This is a genomic window from Nocardia alba NBRC 108234 (assembly GCF_001612665.1).
Lineage (GTDB): Bacteria > Actinomycetota > Actinomycetes > Mycobacteriales > Mycobacteriaceae > Nocardia > Nocardia alba.
The window spans coordinates 228,669-245,891 of record NZ_BDAX01000001.1; the positions used below are offsets into that span (position 1 = coordinate 228,669).

15 protein-coding genes are annotated in these 17,223 nt (G+C 69.8%); 8 read left to right on the forward strand and 7 right to left on the reverse strand.

The window, feature by feature from the left end:
- Positions 1 to 6: 6 nt before the first annotated feature.
- The 5 genes from NA12_RS01090 to NA12_RS01110 form a co-directional block, all read right to left on the reverse strand.
- Positions 7 to 1,668, reverse strand: a complete 1,662-nt coding sequence (locus NA12_RS01090) for a class I adenylate-forming enzyme family protein (RefSeq protein ID WP_207905588.1) — start codon at positions 1,666 to 1,668, stop codon at positions 7 to 9.
- A gap of 79 nt (positions 1,669 to 1,747) precedes the next feature.
- Positions 1,748 to 2,944 carry a MaoC family dehydratase gene (locus tag NA12_RS01095; protein ID WP_067444876.1) on the reverse strand — a complete coding sequence of 399 codons (1,197 nt, stop codon included), beginning with the start codon at positions 2,942 to 2,944 and terminating at the stop codon, positions 1,748 to 1,750.
- 13 nt (positions 2,945 to 2,957) lie between these two features.
- Positions 2,958 to 3,962, reverse strand: a complete 1,005-nt coding sequence (gene acuI, locus NA12_RS01100; RefSeq protein ID WP_067444879.1) for an acrylyl-CoA reductase (NADPH) — start codon at positions 3,960 to 3,962, stop codon at positions 2,958 to 2,960.
- A gap of 56 nt (positions 3,963 to 4,018) precedes the next feature.
- Positions 4,019 to 4,807, reverse strand: a complete 789-nt coding sequence (locus NA12_RS01105) for an SDR family NAD(P)-dependent oxidoreductase (RefSeq protein ID WP_067444881.1) — start codon at positions 4,805 to 4,807, stop codon at positions 4,019 to 4,021.
- A 10-nt stretch (positions 4,808 to 4,817) separates the two neighbouring features.
- Positions 4,818 to 6,356 carry a class I adenylate-forming enzyme family protein gene (locus NA12_RS01110; protein ID WP_207905589.1) on the reverse strand — a complete coding sequence of 513 codons (1,539 nt, stop codon included), beginning with the start codon at positions 6,354 to 6,356 and terminating at the stop codon, positions 4,818 to 4,820.
- 168 nt (positions 6,357 to 6,524) lie between these two features.
- Here NA12_RS01110 and NA12_RS01115 point away from each other — a divergent pair, with 168 nt between their 5' ends.
- Genes NA12_RS01115 through NA12_RS01130 form a run of 4 tightly spaced genes read left to right on the forward strand, consistent with a single transcriptional unit; the run spans position 6,525 to position 10,634 of the window.
- Complete coding sequence (locus NA12_RS01115; protein ID WP_067444884.1) at positions 6,525 to 7,712, forward strand: CaiB/BaiF CoA transferase family protein; 1,188 nt, start codon at positions 6,525 to 6,527, stop codon at positions 7,710 to 7,712.
- Complete coding sequence (locus NA12_RS01120) at positions 7,709 to 8,599, forward strand: HpcH/HpaI aldolase/citrate lyase family protein (RefSeq protein WP_067444887.1); 891 nt, start codon at positions 7,709 to 7,711, stop codon at positions 8,597 to 8,599. Before NA12_RS01115 ends, NA12_RS01120 begins: the two co-directional genes overlap by 4 nt.
- Positions 8,596 to 9,867 carry an acetyl-CoA hydrolase/transferase family protein gene (locus tag NA12_RS01125; RefSeq protein ID WP_084472256.1) on the forward strand — a complete coding sequence of 424 codons (1,272 nt, stop codon included), beginning with the start codon at positions 8,596 to 8,598 and terminating at the stop codon, positions 9,865 to 9,867. The genes NA12_RS01120 and NA12_RS01125 overlap by 4 nt, the downstream gene beginning before the upstream one ends.
- Complete coding sequence (locus NA12_RS01130) at positions 9,867 to 10,634, forward strand: enoyl-CoA hydratase-related protein (RefSeq protein ID WP_067444890.1); 768 nt, start codon at positions 9,867 to 9,869, stop codon at positions 10,632 to 10,634. The genes NA12_RS01125 and NA12_RS01130 overlap by 1 nt, the downstream gene beginning before the upstream one ends.
- Before the next feature lie 166 nt (positions 10,635 to 10,800).
- On the opposite strand, the gene NA12_RS01135 is transcribed toward NA12_RS01130, so the two are convergent.
- Positions 10,801 to 11,565 (reverse strand): SDR family NAD(P)-dependent oxidoreductase, encoded by a 765-nt coding sequence (locus NA12_RS01135; protein WP_067444894.1) that lies wholly within the window; start codon positions 11,563 to 11,565, stop codon positions 10,801 to 10,803.
- A gap of 53 nt (positions 11,566 to 11,618) precedes the next feature.
- Here NA12_RS01135 and NA12_RS01140 point away from each other — a divergent pair, with 53 nt between their 5' ends.
- Both NA12_RS01140 and NA12_RS01145 read left to right on the forward strand, forming a co-directional pair.
- Positions 11,619 to 13,055, forward strand: a complete 1,437-nt coding sequence (locus tag NA12_RS01140; protein ID WP_067444897.1) for a class I adenylate-forming enzyme family protein — start codon at positions 11,619 to 11,621, stop codon at positions 13,053 to 13,055.
- On the forward strand, positions 13,048 to 14,193 hold the full coding sequence (locus NA12_RS01145; protein WP_067444900.1) for a thiolase family protein: 1,146 nt from the start codon (positions 13,048 to 13,050) through the stop codon (positions 14,191 to 14,193). The genes NA12_RS01140 and NA12_RS01145 overlap by 8 nt, the downstream gene beginning before the upstream one ends.
- Positions 14,194 to 14,229: 36 nt before the next feature.
- Here NA12_RS01145 and NA12_RS01150 read toward each other — a convergent pair whose 3' ends face one another.
- Positions 14,230 to 14,883, reverse strand: coding sequence for a TetR/AcrR family transcriptional regulator (locus tag NA12_RS01150; RefSeq protein ID WP_174551036.1), 654 nt, complete (start codon positions 14,881 to 14,883; stop codon positions 14,230 to 14,232).
- Between the two features lie 175 nt (positions 14,884 to 15,058).
- On the opposite strand from NA12_RS01150, the gene NA12_RS01155 reads away from it, so the two are divergent.
- On the forward strand, positions 15,059 to 16,057 hold the full coding sequence (locus NA12_RS01155; RefSeq protein WP_067445231.1) for an acyl-CoA dehydrogenase family protein: 999 nt from the start codon (positions 15,059 to 15,061) through the stop codon (positions 16,055 to 16,057).
- On the forward strand, positions 16,041 to 17,219 hold the full coding sequence (locus NA12_RS01160) for an acyl-CoA dehydrogenase family protein (protein WP_067444907.1): 1,179 nt from the start codon (positions 16,041 to 16,043) through the stop codon (positions 17,217 to 17,219). Before NA12_RS01155 ends, NA12_RS01160 begins: the two co-directional genes overlap by 17 nt.
- Positions 17,220 to 17,223: the final 4 nt, after the last annotated feature.

Consider the following 17,223-nt stretch of genomic DNA (forward strand, 5'->3'; position numbering starts at 1 on the left):
GCCCGGCTACCCCCGCAGCCGGGCCTCGGCCAGTTCGCGCAGATCGCTGGACTTGATCTTGGCGCTGCCGGTGAGCGCGATATCGGCGTCGTCGAAGAACAGCACGTGGCGCGGCACCTTGTAGCTGGCGAGCTGCGCCTTGAGGAAGGCGCGGATCTCCTCGGCCGCGGGCTCCGCCCCGGCGTGCGGCACGATGCACGCGACGACCACCTCGCCGAGGGTCGGATGCGCGACGCCGACCGTGCGGGTGACCTTCACGCCGGGATGGTTGTTCAGGGCCGCGTCGACCTCGAGCGGTGAGACGTTCGCCCCGCCGGTCTTGATGATGTCGGTGAGCCTGCCCTCCCAGTAGAGCCGGCCCGTGTCGTCGAGGTAGCCGCCGTCGCCGGTGTGGAAGTACCCGTCGGGGTCGAAGGTGTCCTCGCGCCGGACCCCGAGATAGCCGAGCATCAGGGTGGGGCCCTTCACACAGATCTCCCCGCGGGCACCCCGCGCGACGATCTCGCCGGTGAGCGCGTCGGCGATCTTGATCGTCATGCCGGGCAGGGCAAGGCCGCTGCTGCCCGCGTGCACCTCGGGCGGGGTGTCGGCGGGGAAACACGTGGCGATCGTGAAGGTTTCGGTGCAGCCGTAGGCGTGGCCGGGCTCGTACCATCTGGTCGAGACGGTGGGATGTTGGGCGATGGGGGTGTCGTAGTCCACGAACCGCATGCTGCTCAGATCGACGGTGGCCCAGTTGGGGGCGGCTTCGAGCTGGGCCCACTGGTGCGGCCAGGCGACCGGGAAGTTCACCCGCTGCGCCGCCATCAGATCCAGTGCCTCGGCGGCGTCGAAGGTCGGCTGGAGCACGAGGACCCCGCCCGCCGCGAGCGTCGATCCCAGCGCCTGACCGAAATTGCCCGACCAGAAGAACCCGTTGGCCGCCCAGCACCGCACATTGTCGGCGGGGGTGAAGGCGAACATGCGCTGGAAGCGCCACATCTGGATGGTCACCCCGGCGTGCGCGCTGAGGATGCCCTTGGGCGTGCTGGTCGAGCCGGAGGAGAAGAACAGCACCGCCGCGTCGCTGGGCCGCACCGCTGCGGCGGTGGCCTCGACCAGCGCGCGGGGGGTGCCGTGGCCTTCGGCGAGGAAGTCGGTCCAGGTCTGGATCGCGGTGCTCGGTGTCGGCTCGCCGATCATCGCGAGCCTGCGCAGGAAGGGGAATTCGGTCGAGTCCAGCGCGGCGGGCTCGGCTGTGGCGATGCGGGGCTCGAGCTCGGTCAGGATCGCCGCGAAGTCCTTGCCCGCCACGGTCCGCTCGAACAGCAGCACCGAGACGCTGGACTCGCGCAGCAGGAATTCCAGTTCGGCGCGGGTGGAGAAGGTGCTCAGGGCCACGGCGACCCCGCCCGCGAGCGCGGCGCCGAACATCGCCGCGATCCATTCGGGCCGGTTGGTCATCAGCACCCCGACCCGGCCGTCCTTGCCGAGGCCGGTGGCGCGCAGCGCCGTGGCGACCTCGACGGCGCGCTCCCACAGCTCGGTGTAGGTCCACCGGATCTCGCCCTGTGCGGATGTGGCGATCACGACCTCGCGATCGCCGTACTTCTGGGTCACCGTGCGCAGGAACCCGGGCAGCGTGAGCGGCCCGAGGCCGGGCTCGCTGCTCAGGTCGGGTCCCGTCACGAGCGAAACAGCCTGTGCGGATACGGTTTCGGACTCCACGCCCATCATCGGCCTCTCTCGCGGATTCGTCTCGGCGCCGCTAGAACGGCAGCTCGACCTCGGCGGTGCAGTCCACCAGCACACCGAAGTCCTGATTGGTCAGGCGCAGCTTGATCTGCACGATCGGCACGCCCCAGGCCGACTCCGCGTCCTTGCCGATCACCTCGGCGTCGAAGTAGGTCACATCGCCCTCGAAGGCGGGCAGCCGGAAGTTCGCCTTGGAGTGGCGGACCATGCCGTCGTAACCGGCCCAGTAGGCGAGGTAGTCGGTGCACCAGGCGCCCATGGTGGCGCCGTAGCCGTAGGCGCGCGCCATCCCGACCTCGCTGGCCTTGTCGGCGTCGATGTGACCGCGCGACGGGCCGACGTAGAGTCCGTCCCGCTTGCGCGGGTCGATCTTGGCCCCCTCCTCGTCGAAGGCGAAACCCTCCACCCAGCCCGGGTCCTGATACACCCACGGGTCGGCGATGCCCGGCGGGGCGACCCAGCCGAAGGTGCCCCAGATGTTGAACAGGAACGCCCGGTACTCGGTGGTGAAGCTGGCGACCGTGTGCGGTCCGATCACGCGGCGCGGCAGGGTGTCGCCGACCTTCACCTCGTCGAAGTGAGGCGAGATTCCGTGGCGGTTGGACAGCAGCCAGTCGTTGCGCAGCGCGTCGACCGCGCCGAGTTCGGCCGGGGTCCAGCTCTTCACCGCGCCGAACTGGTTCTCGTAGAGCCCGCGTTCGGCGGCCTCGGCGGCGAGATAGCGGATCGCGGTGGACCGTTCGCGCGCCACCAGGACGCCGTGCTGGTTGGTGTGGGTGGTGTCGCCGCGCGAGAACATGGTCGGTCCGGCGAATTTCGTGTCAGCGACCTTGTAGTCGTGGAAGCGGCGCTGCTGGAACAGGGTGTCGCCGGGCCGCACCGGGCAGCCGTAGAACCACCATTCCTCGCCGCCGAAGATCAGGTGGCTGCCGGGAATGTGGCCGACGCAGGCGGGCGCCGCACCGTGCCCGTAGTCCAACGCCACGGCGATCGACTGCGGGGCGACGAGTCCGCCGAAGCGGGATTCCTTGGCGAACTCGTGATCCCAGTGCACGGGATTGGGGTAGTCCATCGCCATCACCCAGCGGCGAATGTCGGAGGTACTGCACGGGTCCCACAGTTGGCCGCCGCCGATCGGCTGACCGACCCGATGGTCGACATCGGACAGATCGAGTTGGGCGGTCGCGGGTCGGTCCGGCTTCGTGCTCACAGCTGCTCCTGAATTATCGATTGACGTCGACGACGATGCGACCGCGCACCGTGCCCGCGATGAGCCGTTCGGCGGCGGCGATGGTGTCGGCCAGCGTGATCTCCTCGACGATCGCCTCGATGGTGTCGGCGGCGAGGTCGCGGGCGAGCCGGGACCAGGCGGCGTCGCGTCGCGAGCGCGGCGCCATGACGCTGTCGATGCCGTAGAGGGTCACCCCGCGCAGAATGAACGGCGCGACCGAGGACGGGAAATCCATGCCCTGGGCCAACCCGCACGCGGCGACCGCGCCGCCGTAGCGGGTCTGGGCGCAGGCATTGGCCAGGGTGTGACTGCCGACCGAGTCGACGACGCCCGCCCAGCGTTCCTTCTGCAACGGCTTGCCGCCCGCACCCAGTTCGGCGCGGTCGAGCACCGTGGCCGCACCGAGCCGGCGCAGGTAGTCGGCCTCGTCGGTCTTTCCGGTCGCGGCGGCCACGGTGAAGCCGGCCGCGGTGAGTAGGGCGATCGCGATGCCACCGACTCCGCCGGTCGCGCCGGTGACCAGGACCTCGCCCTGCTCGGGTCGCACGCCGTGGTCGAGCAACGCGCTCACGCACAGACTCGCGGTGTAGCCCGCGGTGCCGATGGCCATCGCCTGCCGGGCGGTGAACGCCTCGGGCAGTGGCACGAGCCAGTCGCCGTCGAGCCGGGCGCGCTGGGCGAGGCCACCCCAGTGGGTCTCCCCGACACCCCAGCCGTTGAGTACCACGCGGTCGCCCTTGGCCCAGTCCGGGTGCGCGCTGTCGGTGACGATGCCGGCGAGGTCGATGCCGGGCACCATCGGAAAGCTGCGCACCACGGGGGAGGCACCGGTGATCGCCAGGGCGTCCTTGTAATTCAGCGTCGAGTACTCGACGTCGATGTCGACGGTGCCGTCCGGGAGCGCGGACTCGGCCACGCTGGTCAGCGCGACTCTTCGTCCCGCATCGTCTTTTTCGATCAGTACCGCGGAGAACTTCGCCGTCGTCGTGTCGTCCATGGCGAGCACATTACGTCAATCCTATTAAGGATAGCAATGCTTGACTGTTCAATGCGTCAGCGGGTGGTCCAGCCGCCGTCGACCACGATCGTCTGGCCGGTGACGTAGCTGCCCGCGTCGCCCGCCAGCCAGAGCACGGCCCCGACGATGTCCTGCGCGGTGCCCTCCTTCGGCAGTGGCGTATTGCGCCGCAGATACTCCGTGGCGCGCTCGCTCTCGTAGAGCGGCCCGGTGATCTCGCTGCGGAAGAAGCCCGGCGCGACCGTGTTCACCCGGATCGAATGCCGCGCCCACTGCACCGCGAGTTCGGCGGTGAGCCCGGACAACCCGGCCTTGCTCGCGGCGTAGGACGCCTGCGGGATGCCAGGGATGCCGACCCGCCCGCTGATCGAGGAGATGTTCACGATCGTGCCGCGACCGAGCGCGCGCATATGCGGAAACACCTGCTGCGACAGCCGCAGCGGCGCGACGAGGTTGAGGTCCATCGTGCGACGGACGGCGTCGAGGGGTTCGTCCTCGGCGCGTTCGGTGGTGAACATCGTGCCCGCGGCGTTGATCAGGATCTCCGGTGGACCCAGCGCGGCGACGACCGCGGGCACGATCGCCTCGAGCCCCTCGCCGCTGCCGTCGAGATCGGACAGATCGCACGCTACGGCGAGGCCGTCGATCCGCGCGGCGAGTTCGGTCAAACGATCCCGGCGCCGGGCCACCACCGCCACCCGGGCGCCCAGGTCGGCCAGGGCCGTCGCCACCGCGGCGCCGAGACCCGACGACGCGCCGGTCACGATCGCCACCCGTCCGTCGAGGTCGAAAAGCCGTGCGGTCGTGTCGCGCTCGGGTGTCATGGCGGTTTCCTCAGGCTTCGGTGGAGTGTGGTCGCCGGGCGGCGAGCGCGGGCAGTTTCGTGCGTTCGACCTTGCCCATCGCGTTGACCGGCAGGGCATCGACCACCGACCAGATCTCGGGCACCTTGTACGGCGAGAGCTCGCGCCGGCACAGCGCGGTGAGTTCGGCGATATCGATCGGGGCGCCGGCGCGCTCGAGCACGGCGGCGACGCGATGGCCGAGCCGGTCGTCGGCGATGCCACAGACCGCGACCTTGGCGACACCGGGGTGGGCGGCGATGACACGTTCCACCTCGAGCGGATAGACGTTCGCGCCACCACGGATGATGACGAGCTTCTTGCGGTCGAGCACGGTCAGCCAGCCGTCCGCGTCGACGGTCCCGATGTCACCGGTCGGGATCGGGCCGGGGGCCGGTGCCCGAATGCCTTCGGGCTCCCAGTAACCCAGCATCGGTCGCCACCGGTGCGCCCACGGCCCGGTGGTGACGCCGTCGAGGCGCAATTCACCGAGCTCACCCGCGGGGAGCCGGTGGCCGTCGTCGTCGTAGGCCGCGACCGTGTACTGCGGCAGCACCTGCCCGCAGGTTCCGGGGCGTGGGGCCGCGCGCGGCGGGTCGATGGAGACGACGGTCGGCGCCTCGGTCAGGCCGTAGGTGACGCGGGGCACGAGCCCGTGCGCCGCGTGGAACGCCTGCCGCAGCGATTCCGGGGTGTCGCCGCCGCCGCTCCATACCTCGGTGAGCGAGCTGAGATCGAGGTCGGGGCGGTGGGCGAGGTCGTAGAGCTGCGCGGGCGCGCCGTTCCATACGGTGACCCGTCGCGTGGCGATCCATTCGGCGACACCGTCGACGTCGCGCCGGTTCATCACCACCGCGCATCCACCGGCCTGGGCGGTGAGCAGGGTGGACAGGACCATGAGGTTGAGGATGGTGAGCGGAAAGCTGTCGCCCTTGCGCAGTTCGGGGCCCCAGCCGCGCGTGGCGACGAGCGCCGCGCCGGGCAGGAGCAGGTTGCGCTGGCTGTGCACTACGGCTTTGGGCTGTCCCGACGTGCCGCTGGTGAAGGCGATGGCGGCGGGTGCGTCGACGTCGGCCTCGACCCGCGGCGCGACCGACCCGGCGGCCATCCGGTCGGCCCATCGATCGGAATCGACGCACGTGGACGCGGTCAATCGGCAGTGCTCCCCGGCGAGCACGACCATCGGAGCGCAGAGCTCGTCGAGGTAGCGCTGCTCACTCGCCGTGAGCGCCTCGCCGATCCCCGCCCAGATCGCGCCGATCCGCTGCGCGCCGTGAAACGCGGCGACGATGTCGAGGTCGTTGGGCAGGCACGCGGCGACCCGGTCGCCGGGCCGCACGCCCAGTGACCACAGTGCCCCCGCAGCCCGGTCGGCCCGTTCGTCGAGTTCGGCATAGGTCCAGACGCCCGACACCGCCTCCACCGCGGCGGCGTCCGGGCGCTCGCGCAGGGCGGTGTCGAATACCCCGGCGACGGTCGCGTGCCGAGGTGGGTGCGAGCCCGACGGGTCGCTGTTGTCGATGTCGTCCACGACTTCTTCCCCTCACTATCCTTGTAATGATTCATACTATAGGCTCGGTCCCGCTGTCCCGGAGCACGCGCGAGCTCCTGGATGTGGCTTCCGCCGATGCCGAATCCGCCCGGCCGCCAACATCTCTCGGCTGCCGGATCCCTGTGACGGAGGAGAGGTCGAGCCGTGATGGCACCTCGAACAACGACGCGCTCGGGACCACTGTCCGAGCTGCGTGTCCTGGATCTGACCGCGATGGTCATGGGCCCCTACTGCACCCAGATCATGGCCGACATGGGCGCGGACGTGATCAAGATCGAGCCGCCCGCCGGGGACAACACCCGCTACATCTCGGTCGGCCCTGACCCGGCGATGAGCGGGGTATTCGTCAATGTGAACCGGGGCAAACGCAGCGTCGTCCTGGATCTGCGCTCGGAGCCAGGCAAGCAGGCGCTGCGCGCGCTGATCGCCGACGCCGACGTGTTCGTCCACTCGATGCGCGCCACCGCGATCGCCGGACTCGGCTTCGACTACGCCGCGGTGTCGGCGATCAATCCGTCGATCGTCTACACCAACTGCTACGGGTACGGCAGGCGCGGGCCCTACGCGAACTTCACCGCCTACGACGACACCATCCAGGCCGAGAGCGGCCTGCTTTCCGCGCAGGAGCAGTTGACCGGAACGGCGGGCTACGTCGGCACCATCCTGGCCGACAAGGTGGCCGGGCTGACGGCGCTCTACGCCACCACCATGGCGCTGTTCCATCGGGAGCGGACGGGGGAGGGCCAGGAGGTCGAGGTCGCCATGTTCGAGACCATGGCCGCGTTCATGCTGGTCGAACACGCCAACGGCGCGCTGTTCAGCCCACCGCTCGGTCCCGCCGTGTACCCCCGCGCCGTCACGCCCAACCGTAAGCCCTACCGGACCAGCGACGGCGGCTATGTCAGCGCGCTGGTCTACAACGACAAGCAGTGGTCGGCGTTCATCGACGCGGTCCGACCACCGTGGGCCGGACCGGAATTCGCCACCCTCGCCCAGCGCGCGGCCCGGATCGACACCGTCTACGGCCTGCTGAGCGAGACGTTCGCCGAGCGCACGACCCAGCAATGGCTCGATTTGCTGCGCGCGCTCGATATCCCGGCCGCCCCGGTGCGCACCCTCGACGAACTCTTCGACGATCCGCACCTGAACACGGCGGGTTTCTTCGAGACGGTCCAGACCGAGCACGGCGCGGTCCGCTTTCCCGGCCCGCCGACCTGGTTCTCCCGTACCCCCGGTCGGGTCGCCGGTGGCGCGCCCGGACTCGGCGCCCACACCACGGAAGTACTCGACGAGATAACGACCCATCACACCACCGCAGCATCGGAGCAGCAATGACCAGTCTCGGAGAAGCGTTTCGCGCGCGTTCCTGGCTCTTCGCGCCGGGCGACAGCAGGCGCAAGATGGAGAAGGCGGCGGCCAGCGCGGCCGACATCGTCATCTTCGATCTGGAGGACGCCGTCCTCGACGCGGCGAAAGCGCAGTCCCGCACGATGATCGCCGATCTGCTCACCGCGCGGCCCGCGGACGCGAGCCGGCTGTGGGTGCGGGTCAACCCGCTCGACGGGCCCCACACCCTGGCCGATCTGGCGGCCGTCGTCGCCGCTCGGCCCGGCGGCATCATGCTGCCCAAGTCGCGCGGTCGCGCCGATGTCGAACGTCTCGACCACTATCTGAGCGCGCTGGAGGTGGCCGCCGGAATCGAACAGGGCTCCACCAAGGTCATCGTGTTGGTGACCGAGACCGCCGAAGCCATGTTCACCACCGGCTCCTACCGTGGCGCGCCCCGGGTGGTCGCGATGACCTGGGGCGCCGAGGACCTCGCCGATTCGGTGGGCGCCGCCGAGAACCGAAATCCGGACGGGAGTTACGGATTCACCTACGAGCTGGCACGAAGTCTGTGTCTGCTCGGCGCCACCGCCGCCGGGGTGGCGGCGGTGGAGACCATCCAGGGCGACTTCCGCGACCTGGCCGGGCTGCGCGCCAGAGCCGAGCGGGTGCGTCGCGACGGCTACAGCGGCATGCTCGCCATCCATCCCGACCAGGTCGAGGTGATCAACGCGGCGTTCACCCCCACGCTCGCGGAATTGGCCGCGGCCCAGGAGATCGTCGACCTGTTCGCCGCCCATCCCGGCGTCGGCGCCCTCGGTCATCGCGGCGCCATGCTCGATCGTCCGCACCTGGCCCGCGCGCAGGCGCTGCTGGCATCGGGCGGACGGGCGTGAGCGTCTCGGTCGCGGCGACAGAGCTGGATCTGGGCCGCTACCTGCGCCACGGCGACCGCATCGTCATCGGTCAGGCGTGCGGCGAGCCGACCACCCTCGTCGAGGCGTTGATCGCGGATGGTCGCGAGATCGGCGGGCTCAGCGCGTTCATCGCCACCAGCTTCTCCGGACTGTTCACCCCCGAGACGGCCGACAGCTTCGCGCTGTCGAGCATGGGCGCGATCGGCACGTTGCGGTCGATGACCAAGGCGCACAAACTGACCGTGATCCCGTGCCACGTGAGCCGGGTCGCGCCGATGATCGCAGCGGGCACGCTCGGCTGCGACGTCGCCTTCGTCCAGGTGAGCCCCGCCGACGCGCACGGCAACCACAGCCTCGGGCTGATCAGCGACTACGTCCGGGCCGCTGTCACGAAGGCGCGGGTCGTGATCGCCGAGGTGAACGAGCGGGTGCCCTACACCCACGGCGCGCTGCTCGCGAGCGCCGACATCGACTGTGCTGTCACGGTTTCGCGGCCACCGGTCGCCGTCGCGCCGACCGCCGCCGACCCGACCGACGACGCCATCGCCCGACACGCCGCGCAGTACATCGGCGACGGCGCCGTGCTGCAGGTCGGCGTCGGAGCGGTGCCGGACGCGGTCCTGCGGCTGCTGGGCGATCGCACCGATCTCGGTGTGCACTCCGGGATGATCGGCGACGGTGTCGTCGATCTCATCGAGTCCGGCGCGATCACCAACGCGCGCAAGGGCATCGATCGAGGGGTGTCGATCACCGGGGCGCTGATCGGCACCGAACGGCTCTACTCCTTCGCCCATCGCAACCCGCTGATCGGCATGCGCGCCACCTCCTACACCCACGACGCGGGCGTGCTGTCGACCCTGGACAATCTGGTGTCGCTCAATTCCGCGCTCGAGGTCGATCTGACCGGCCAGGTGAACGCCGAACAGAGCGGTTCGGCCTATCTGGGCGGGACCGGCGGTCAAGTCGACTTCGTTCGTGGCGGCCTGCGCTCACCGGGCGGGCACGCCGTGATCGCGCTACCCGCCACCGCGAAAGGCGGCACCCTCAGCCGGATCACCGCGAGTCTGTCCGGGCCGGTGACGACCGCGCGCAGCGATGTGGATGTGATCGTCACCGAGTTCGGCGCCGCCGAACTCGCGGGCGCATCGGTCGCCGAGCGCACGCGCCGACTGATCGCCATCGCCCATCCCGACTTCCGGGCCGAGCTCGACCGAGCCGCCCACCTGATCCAGCAGCGAGGTTTCTGATGAACGACGCCGTGCTCTTCGACGCCAGGGCCGACGGTATTGCCGTGATCACCCTGAACCGGCCGGAAACCCGCAACTGTCTGGCCGCCGATGTGCGCGCGGGTCTGTACGCCGCGTGGGACCGGTTCGAGCACGATCCCGCGCTGCGCGTGGCCGTGCTCACGGGTGCGGGTGACAAGGCGTTCTGCGCGGGCGGCGATCTCAAGGAGATGGTGGACACCGGGATGCGGGTGCCCCCGCCGGAGATGTTCCCGCTGCCCTACGACACCATCGAGCTGTCCAAGCCCACGATCGCCGCGGTCAACGGCGCCGCGTTCGCCGGCGGGTGGATGATCGCGCAGGCTTGCGACCTGTGTGTGGCGAGCACGGCGGCGACGTTCGCGATCACCGAGGTGAAGGTGGGGCGCAGCTCGCCGTGGGCCGCGCCGCTGATTCATATGATCCCCCAGCGGATCATGATGGAGCTGCTGCTCACCGGCGCGCCGATCACCGCGCGCCGGGCCTACGAGGTGGGCCTGGTCAATCGCCTCGCCGAGCCGGGCGCGGTCCTGGCGGCGGCGCTGGAGCTGGCTGCCGAGATCCTGCGCGGCGCACCGCTGTCGGTGCGGGCGGCGCGGGATACGGTGATGCTCGCCACCGAGATGGGCCGTTCCGACGCGCTGGGGGCCGCCAGAGCTGCCGCCGTCGAGTGCTACGACAGTGCCGACGCGCAGGAAGGGCCGCGCGCGTTCGCGGAGAAGCGAACCCCGATCTGGCTGGGCCGCTGAGGCATTCGGCTGCCGCCACGACCGATTCGGTGGGTGCACCGGGAACGTCGGCTCGTGCCCGTGGGCCGAATCCGGGCGAGGGGAATGCGCTTGCCTCGGCCCGGTTCGGATGCCCTCGGTGGTCGTCGCATCGACCGTCGCGTGCGTCAATGCGTGCCGACCGTGGTCACTTCGGCGGGAAGCGCAGTGCGCCGTCGAGGCGGATCACCTCGCCGTTGAGGTAGTCGTTCTCGATGATGGACTGCGCCAGCTGCGCGTACTCCGGCGACTGCCCCATCCGCTTCGGGTGGGGGACCTGTGTGCTCCAGTGGGCCTCCAAGCGATCGGCGGCCTTGCCGTAGGCGGGGGTGTTGAACGTGCCGGGTGCGATCGTGACGACACGGATGCCGAGCGGGGACAGGTCGCGGGCCGCGACCAAGGTCATGCCGACCACGCCGCCTTTGGCCGCGGCGTAGGGGAGCTGGCCGATCTGGCCCTCGTAGGCCGCGATCGAGGCGGTGTTGACGATGACGCCGCGACTGCCTTCGTCGAGCGGTTCCTGCTTGGCGATCGCGGCGGCCGAGAGCCGCAGCACATTGAACACAGCGGTCAGGTAGAACTCGATCGTGGTGCGGAAGCCGTCGAGCGCGAGCGGGCTGCCGTCTTTGCCGACCAGTCGTCCGCCGCTGGCGGGGCCGCCGTGCGTATCGACCGAAATCCGCAACGGGCCCAGGGATTGCGCTTCGTCGATGGCGGCCTGAACGGACTCCTCGCTGGTGGCGTCGGTGTGCACGTAGCGGATGCCGAGTTCGGCCGCCAGCTCCTTGCCCTTGTCGTCGGCGACATCGGCGACGACCACCTTCGCCCCCGCGGCGTGCAAGCGACGGACGGTGGCCTCCCCGAGCCCGCCGGTACCGCCGACCACGATGGCGGAACTACCACTTATATCCATGTTGTTTTCCTCTCTTGAAATCAACACTCTCTTGCTGTGAGAATAATGTTCTCATGAACATTGGCATGATCCTAGACATGGCCGCCTCGGCCGGGAGCCGATCGGTGATCACGGTCGGCGACCGCTCGCTGACCGCGGCAGACCTGCTCGACCGCGCCCGACGTGCGACCCCGCGCTTCCAGGAGCACTCCGCGGTGCTGTATCTGGGCGCCAACCACCTGGCCTATCCGATCGCCCTGTTCGGCGCCGTGCTGGCCGGTGTGCCGTTCGTGCCGCTGAACTACCGGCTCGGCGACGCCCAGCTGAGCGCGCTGCTCGAACGCCACCCCGGCGCGCTGGTCCTACGACCGGAGGACCTCGACGCCCTGGTGGCAATCGACCCCGCCCAGCCCGACGCGCCCGAGGTGGCGACGCCGTGGGACGCGGACTCGGTGGCGGTGATCCTCTACACCAGCGGCACCACCTCCGCGCCCAAGGCCGCGCTGCTGCGCCACCGGCACCTGATGGCCTACCTGCTCAACACCGTGGAGTTCGGTGCCGCCGCAACCACCGACGCGACCTTGGTGTCGGTGCCGCCGTATCACATCGCGGGGCTGACGAACCTGCTCTCCAATCTCTACGCCGGCCGCCGGGTGGTCTATCTGCCCGCGTTCGACCCCGCCGAGTGGCTGGCGACGGTACGCCGGGAACAGATCACCCAGGCGATGCTGGTGCCGACCATGCTGGCGCGCATCGTCGCCGCGGTCGACGGACCCGACGCGAGCACCCCGACCTTGGCGACGCTGGCCTACGGCGGCTCGCGCATGCCGCGACCGGTGCTCGATCGCGCACTGCGGGTGTTCCCCGAGACCGGTTTCGTCAACGCCTACGGGCTCACCGAGACCGCGTCCTCGGTAGCGGTCCTCGGACCGGAGGACCACCGGGCCGCCGCCGCCTCCGCCGACGAGCTCGTGCGCGATCGTCTCGGCTCGGTGGGCCGTCCGCTGCCCGGCATCGAGTTCGAGGTCCGCAGTGCCGCGGGCGAACCCGTCGCGGTCGGCGAGACCGGATTGGTCTTCGTCCGTGGTGATCAGATCTCGGGCGAATACGGCGGCCGCAGCGCCCTCGACGCCGAGGGCTGGTTCCCCACCGGTGATCTCGGCAGGCTCGACTCCGCCGGCTACCTGTTCATCGACGGCCGCGCCGACGACACCATCATCCGGGGCGGGGAGAACATCGCACCGGCCGAGATCGAGGACGTGCTGCTCGAATGCCCCGGCATCACCGAGGCCGCGGTGATCGGCGTGCCCGACGCGGAATGGGGTCAGCGCCTGGTCGCGGTGGTCGTCGGGGTCGGTGACGAAGCGCAGGTCAAGCAGTGGGTCAAGGACCGGCTGCGTTCGTCGAAGACGCCCGACGCCGTCGTGTTCCGTACCGAGCTGCCCAAGACCGACACCGGAAAACTATTGCGACGCACCCTTGTCGCCGAAATGGAGGGCACCCATGCCTGAAGCAGTCATCGTCTCCGCGCTGCGCACGCCCATCGGGACCGCGCGCAAGGGGACGCTGCGCGACACCGACGGCTTCACGCTGGCCGATCATGTGGTCGCCGCGGTGGCGGCCGACCTCGATCCGAATCAGATCGACGATGTCATCCTGGGCGAGGGGCGTTACGGCGGCGGCGTGCTGGCCCGGCACGCCGCGGTCACCTCGGGGCTCACCACGGTGCCCGGCCTCGCCACCAACCGGCACTGCGCGGCGGGGATGGCGGCGGTGCAGTCCGCCGCGGCGAGCATCCGCGCGGGCATGGACCGGCTCATCATCGCCGGTGGTGTGAACGCCGATTCCACCGCGCCGCGCCTGCGTTTCCGGGTCGGCGAGGACGAATGGCTCGACCCGTGGACCTCGCCGACGCATCCCGATCGTCCGGAAGCGCCGAATCTGGACATGTCCATCACCGTCGGCTGGAACGCGGCGGTCAAAGCCGGTATCTCGCGTGCGGAGATGGACGCCTGGGCGCTGCGTTCGCACCGCAACGCCATCGCCGCCATCGACGAGGGGCGCTTCGCCGACGAGATCGTGCCGATCAAGACCCCGCACGGCCTGTTCGAGGTCGACGAGCACCCGCGCCGCGACACCACCATCGAGAAGCTGGCCGGGTTGAAGGTGCTGCACCCCGAGATCGAGGGTTTCAGCATCACGGCGGGCAACGCCGCGGGCGCCAACGACGGGGCCGCGGCCCTGGCCATCGCCAGCGATCGGCTCGGGCTGCCCGCGCTCGGTGTCATCCGGTCGTGGGCGTCGGTCGCGGTCGACCCCGCCGTCACCGGCCTCGCGCCCATCGAGGCGATCGCGAAAGCGGTGTCGCGGGCGGGGATCTCGCTGTCGCAGGTGAGTCTGATCGAGATCAACGAAGCGTTCGCGGTGGTGCCGCTGGCCGCGATCAAGGCGCTCGACATCGACCAGGAACTGGTCAACGTCAGTGGCAGCGGGTGCTCGCTGGGGCATCCGGTCGCGGCGACCGGGGCCAGGATGATCGCCACCCTGGTGCACGAATTGCGGCGCCGTGGTGGCGGTTTCGGCATCGCGGCGCTGTGCGCCGGTGGTGGCATGGGCTCGGCGACGGTCATCGAGGTAGCCGCGCCCTGAGGTGATACCGGGTGGCCTCCGCGGCCACCCGGTCGTTCAGGATTCGGCGAACCCGAACGCGCAGAAGTCCCAGACTTCGCCCGCGGTGATGGGGTGTGCGCTGTCCTCGTCGGCGCCGCCCGCCGACTGGGCGGTGAACATGACCGTCTGCATCACGACGGCGGCCATGCGGTGCGGGTTGAGGTCGGCGCGCAGCGCACCCGCCTTCTTGGCCTGTTCCATCAGGTCGGTGAACAGCGACAGCAGGGGCGCGTGCGCGACCTTGACCTGAGCGGGGTGCGAGACCAGTAGCTGCGGCGCGAAATCGGTGAACAGGGGCCGTTGGGCGACCGGGTCGGGCCTGCATAATTCGAACAGCAGCTCCACGGTCACCCGCAGCCGATCCAGCGGCTCGGTCTTGCCCTCGGCGGCCGCCGCCAGCTGATCCGCGGTCCGGCTCAGCGCGTCCTCGAACAGGGCGAGCAACAGCTCGTGCTTACCGTCGAACTGCAGGTAGAAGCTGCGCAACGACTGGCGCGAGCGGTCGACGACTTCCTGCACGGTGAAGTCGGTGGTGCCCTTCTCGGTGATGATCGCCTGCGCCGCGTCGAGGAATTTTTGCACCCGCTGTTCGGCGCGCAGTTTCGCCCCGCGGATGGACCGCTCGACGGCCCGCTGTTTCCACGCGGGCTCTTCGCTGACGCTGGTCACGGTTGCCTCCATCCTCGGTCAGGTGTGCAGAACATGCATGCACTGTACCGGAGAACGTCATATCCAAGGGCTACCAGCCCCGCGTGTCCGCGATCTTGGAGACTATTACTTTCTTCTGACGAGAATGTTATTCTCCGTATCGAAACTGACGGTTGCTGGCAAGGAGGCCCTCCGGATGCTCGTGGAGTTCGACTCCGATCAACGGCTGTGGCAGGAAACTGTGCGCGCCGTCCTCACCAAGGAATGTCCGCCCACGCTGATTCGCGCGGTCGCCGACCAGGACGCCGATCCGGACCCGCTGTGGCAGACCTACGTCGAGCTGGGCTGGACCGAATTGGTCGACGCAGGCGATGCGGTGGAACTGGCCATCGTGCTCGAGGAGCTGGGCCGGGCGACCGATCCCACGCCGTACCTGGCGACGATGAGCCAGTTCGCCCCGCTCGCACCGGAGTTCGCGCAGGGTGGGCGCTCGGGAACGGCCGTGTTCACCGGCGTCACGGTGCGGCGCGACGGTGCGGACTGGGTGCTCGACGGCACCGCGCACCATGTCCTCGACGGTGACCGCGCGCAGCACTACGCGGTCGTCACCGATGCCGGGGTGTTCGTCGTCGAGGCGGCCGAGGTGATCGCCCGGCGCACAGCGGTTTTCGACCCGGTCCTGCACCTCGCCGAGGTGAGCTTCGTCGGGGTGCGCGTGCGCGACGACCGGCGCGTCGCCTCGGTGCCCGAACGCGCGCGCCACCTCGCGCTGACCGGGCTGGCGTTGACCACAGTCGGTGCGTGTCAGCGGATTCTGGACCTGGTGCTCGAGCACGTGCGCACGCGTCAGCAGTTCGGCGTCGCGCTCGGTTCCTTCCAGGCGGTCAAACACAAGGCCGCCGACATGCAGATCGCGATCGAACGGGCCAGGGCGCTGGCCTATTTCGCGGCGCTGACGATCGCCACCGATGATCCACGCCGCCGGATCGCCGCCTCGATGGCGAAGGCCGCGTCCGGCGAGTGCCAGTCCCTGGTATTCCGCCACGGCGTGCAGTTGTTCGGCGGCATGGGTTTCACCTGGGAAAACGACCTGCAATTCGCGCTGAAGCGGGCCAAGGCCGGCGAGCTGCTGCTCGGCGGCGCGCACACGCATCGGGCGCTGATCGCCGAGGAGTACCGTGCAACTGACTTTTGACGCCGACGTCGAGGCCTTCCGGGCCGAATTCGTGGCGTTCCTGGACGAGAACCTGCCCGACGCGGCGGTCGCCGGCGCGGACCGGGCGGCGTCTAGCGCCGACATTCCCGGCTGGGCTCGCGAATGGCAACGCCTCCAGTTCGACAGCGGCTGGCTGCTTCCCGGCAACGCCCCGGAATACGGCGGCCGCAACGCGACGCTCGTGCAGCAGTACGTGCACCTCGAGGAGCTGTCCAAGCGGCACATGTATCACAGCTTCAACCCCCAGGGGCTCGGCATCATCGCCGCCTCGCTGCTGTCCTTCGGTACCGAGGAACAGAAGCAGAACTGGGCGGTGCGGATCCTGCGCGCCGAGATCACCGCGGCGCTGGGCATGAGCGAACCGGGCGCCGGGTCCGATCTGGCCGGACTGCGGACCCGCGCGGTGCTCGACGGTGACCACTTCGTCGTCAACGGCCAGAAGGTCTGGACCTCCGGGGCCCACGACGCCGACGTGCTGCTGACCTTCGTCCGCACCGACCCCGACGTCCCCAAGCACAAGGGGATCAGCGTGCTGCTGATCCCGACCGACACCCCGGGCGTGACCCGACGCCCGTTCGCGTCGATCTGCGGTCCGCACGATCTCGACTTCAACGAGGTGTTCTTCGAGGACGTCGTGGTGCCGGCGCAGAACCTGGTCGGTCCGCTGCACGGCGGGTGGGGCGTGGCCAACGGTTCCCTCGGGCACGAGCGCACGCTGCTGTGGCTGAGTTTCGCCGACCGCCTGCGGGAACTGATCGAGGACTTCCGCCCCGAGACCGTGCTCGAGCGTGATGCCTACGCGACCATGGTCATGGACAACCAGGCCCTGCGCCTGCTCGGCTCGGCGGCGCTGGCCCGCGCGGCCCGCGGCGATCAGGATGTGGCCGCGCTGTCGGTGCTCAAGGTGTTCGGTTCGGAGGCGGTGCAGAGCGCCGCGGAGCAGACGCTGCTCGCGGCGGGCGCGGACGGGCTGGTGCACCCGGCCGTCACCGCGCCGTTCAATCCGCTGAATCTGGACAACTTCTCGTGCAGTTGGTTCGAGCGCTACGCGCGCAGCTTCGCGGGGACCATCGCGGGCGGCACGTCCGAAATCCAACGCAACATCATCGCCGAGCGTGTGCTCGGTCTCCCTCGGAGCTGAGGAG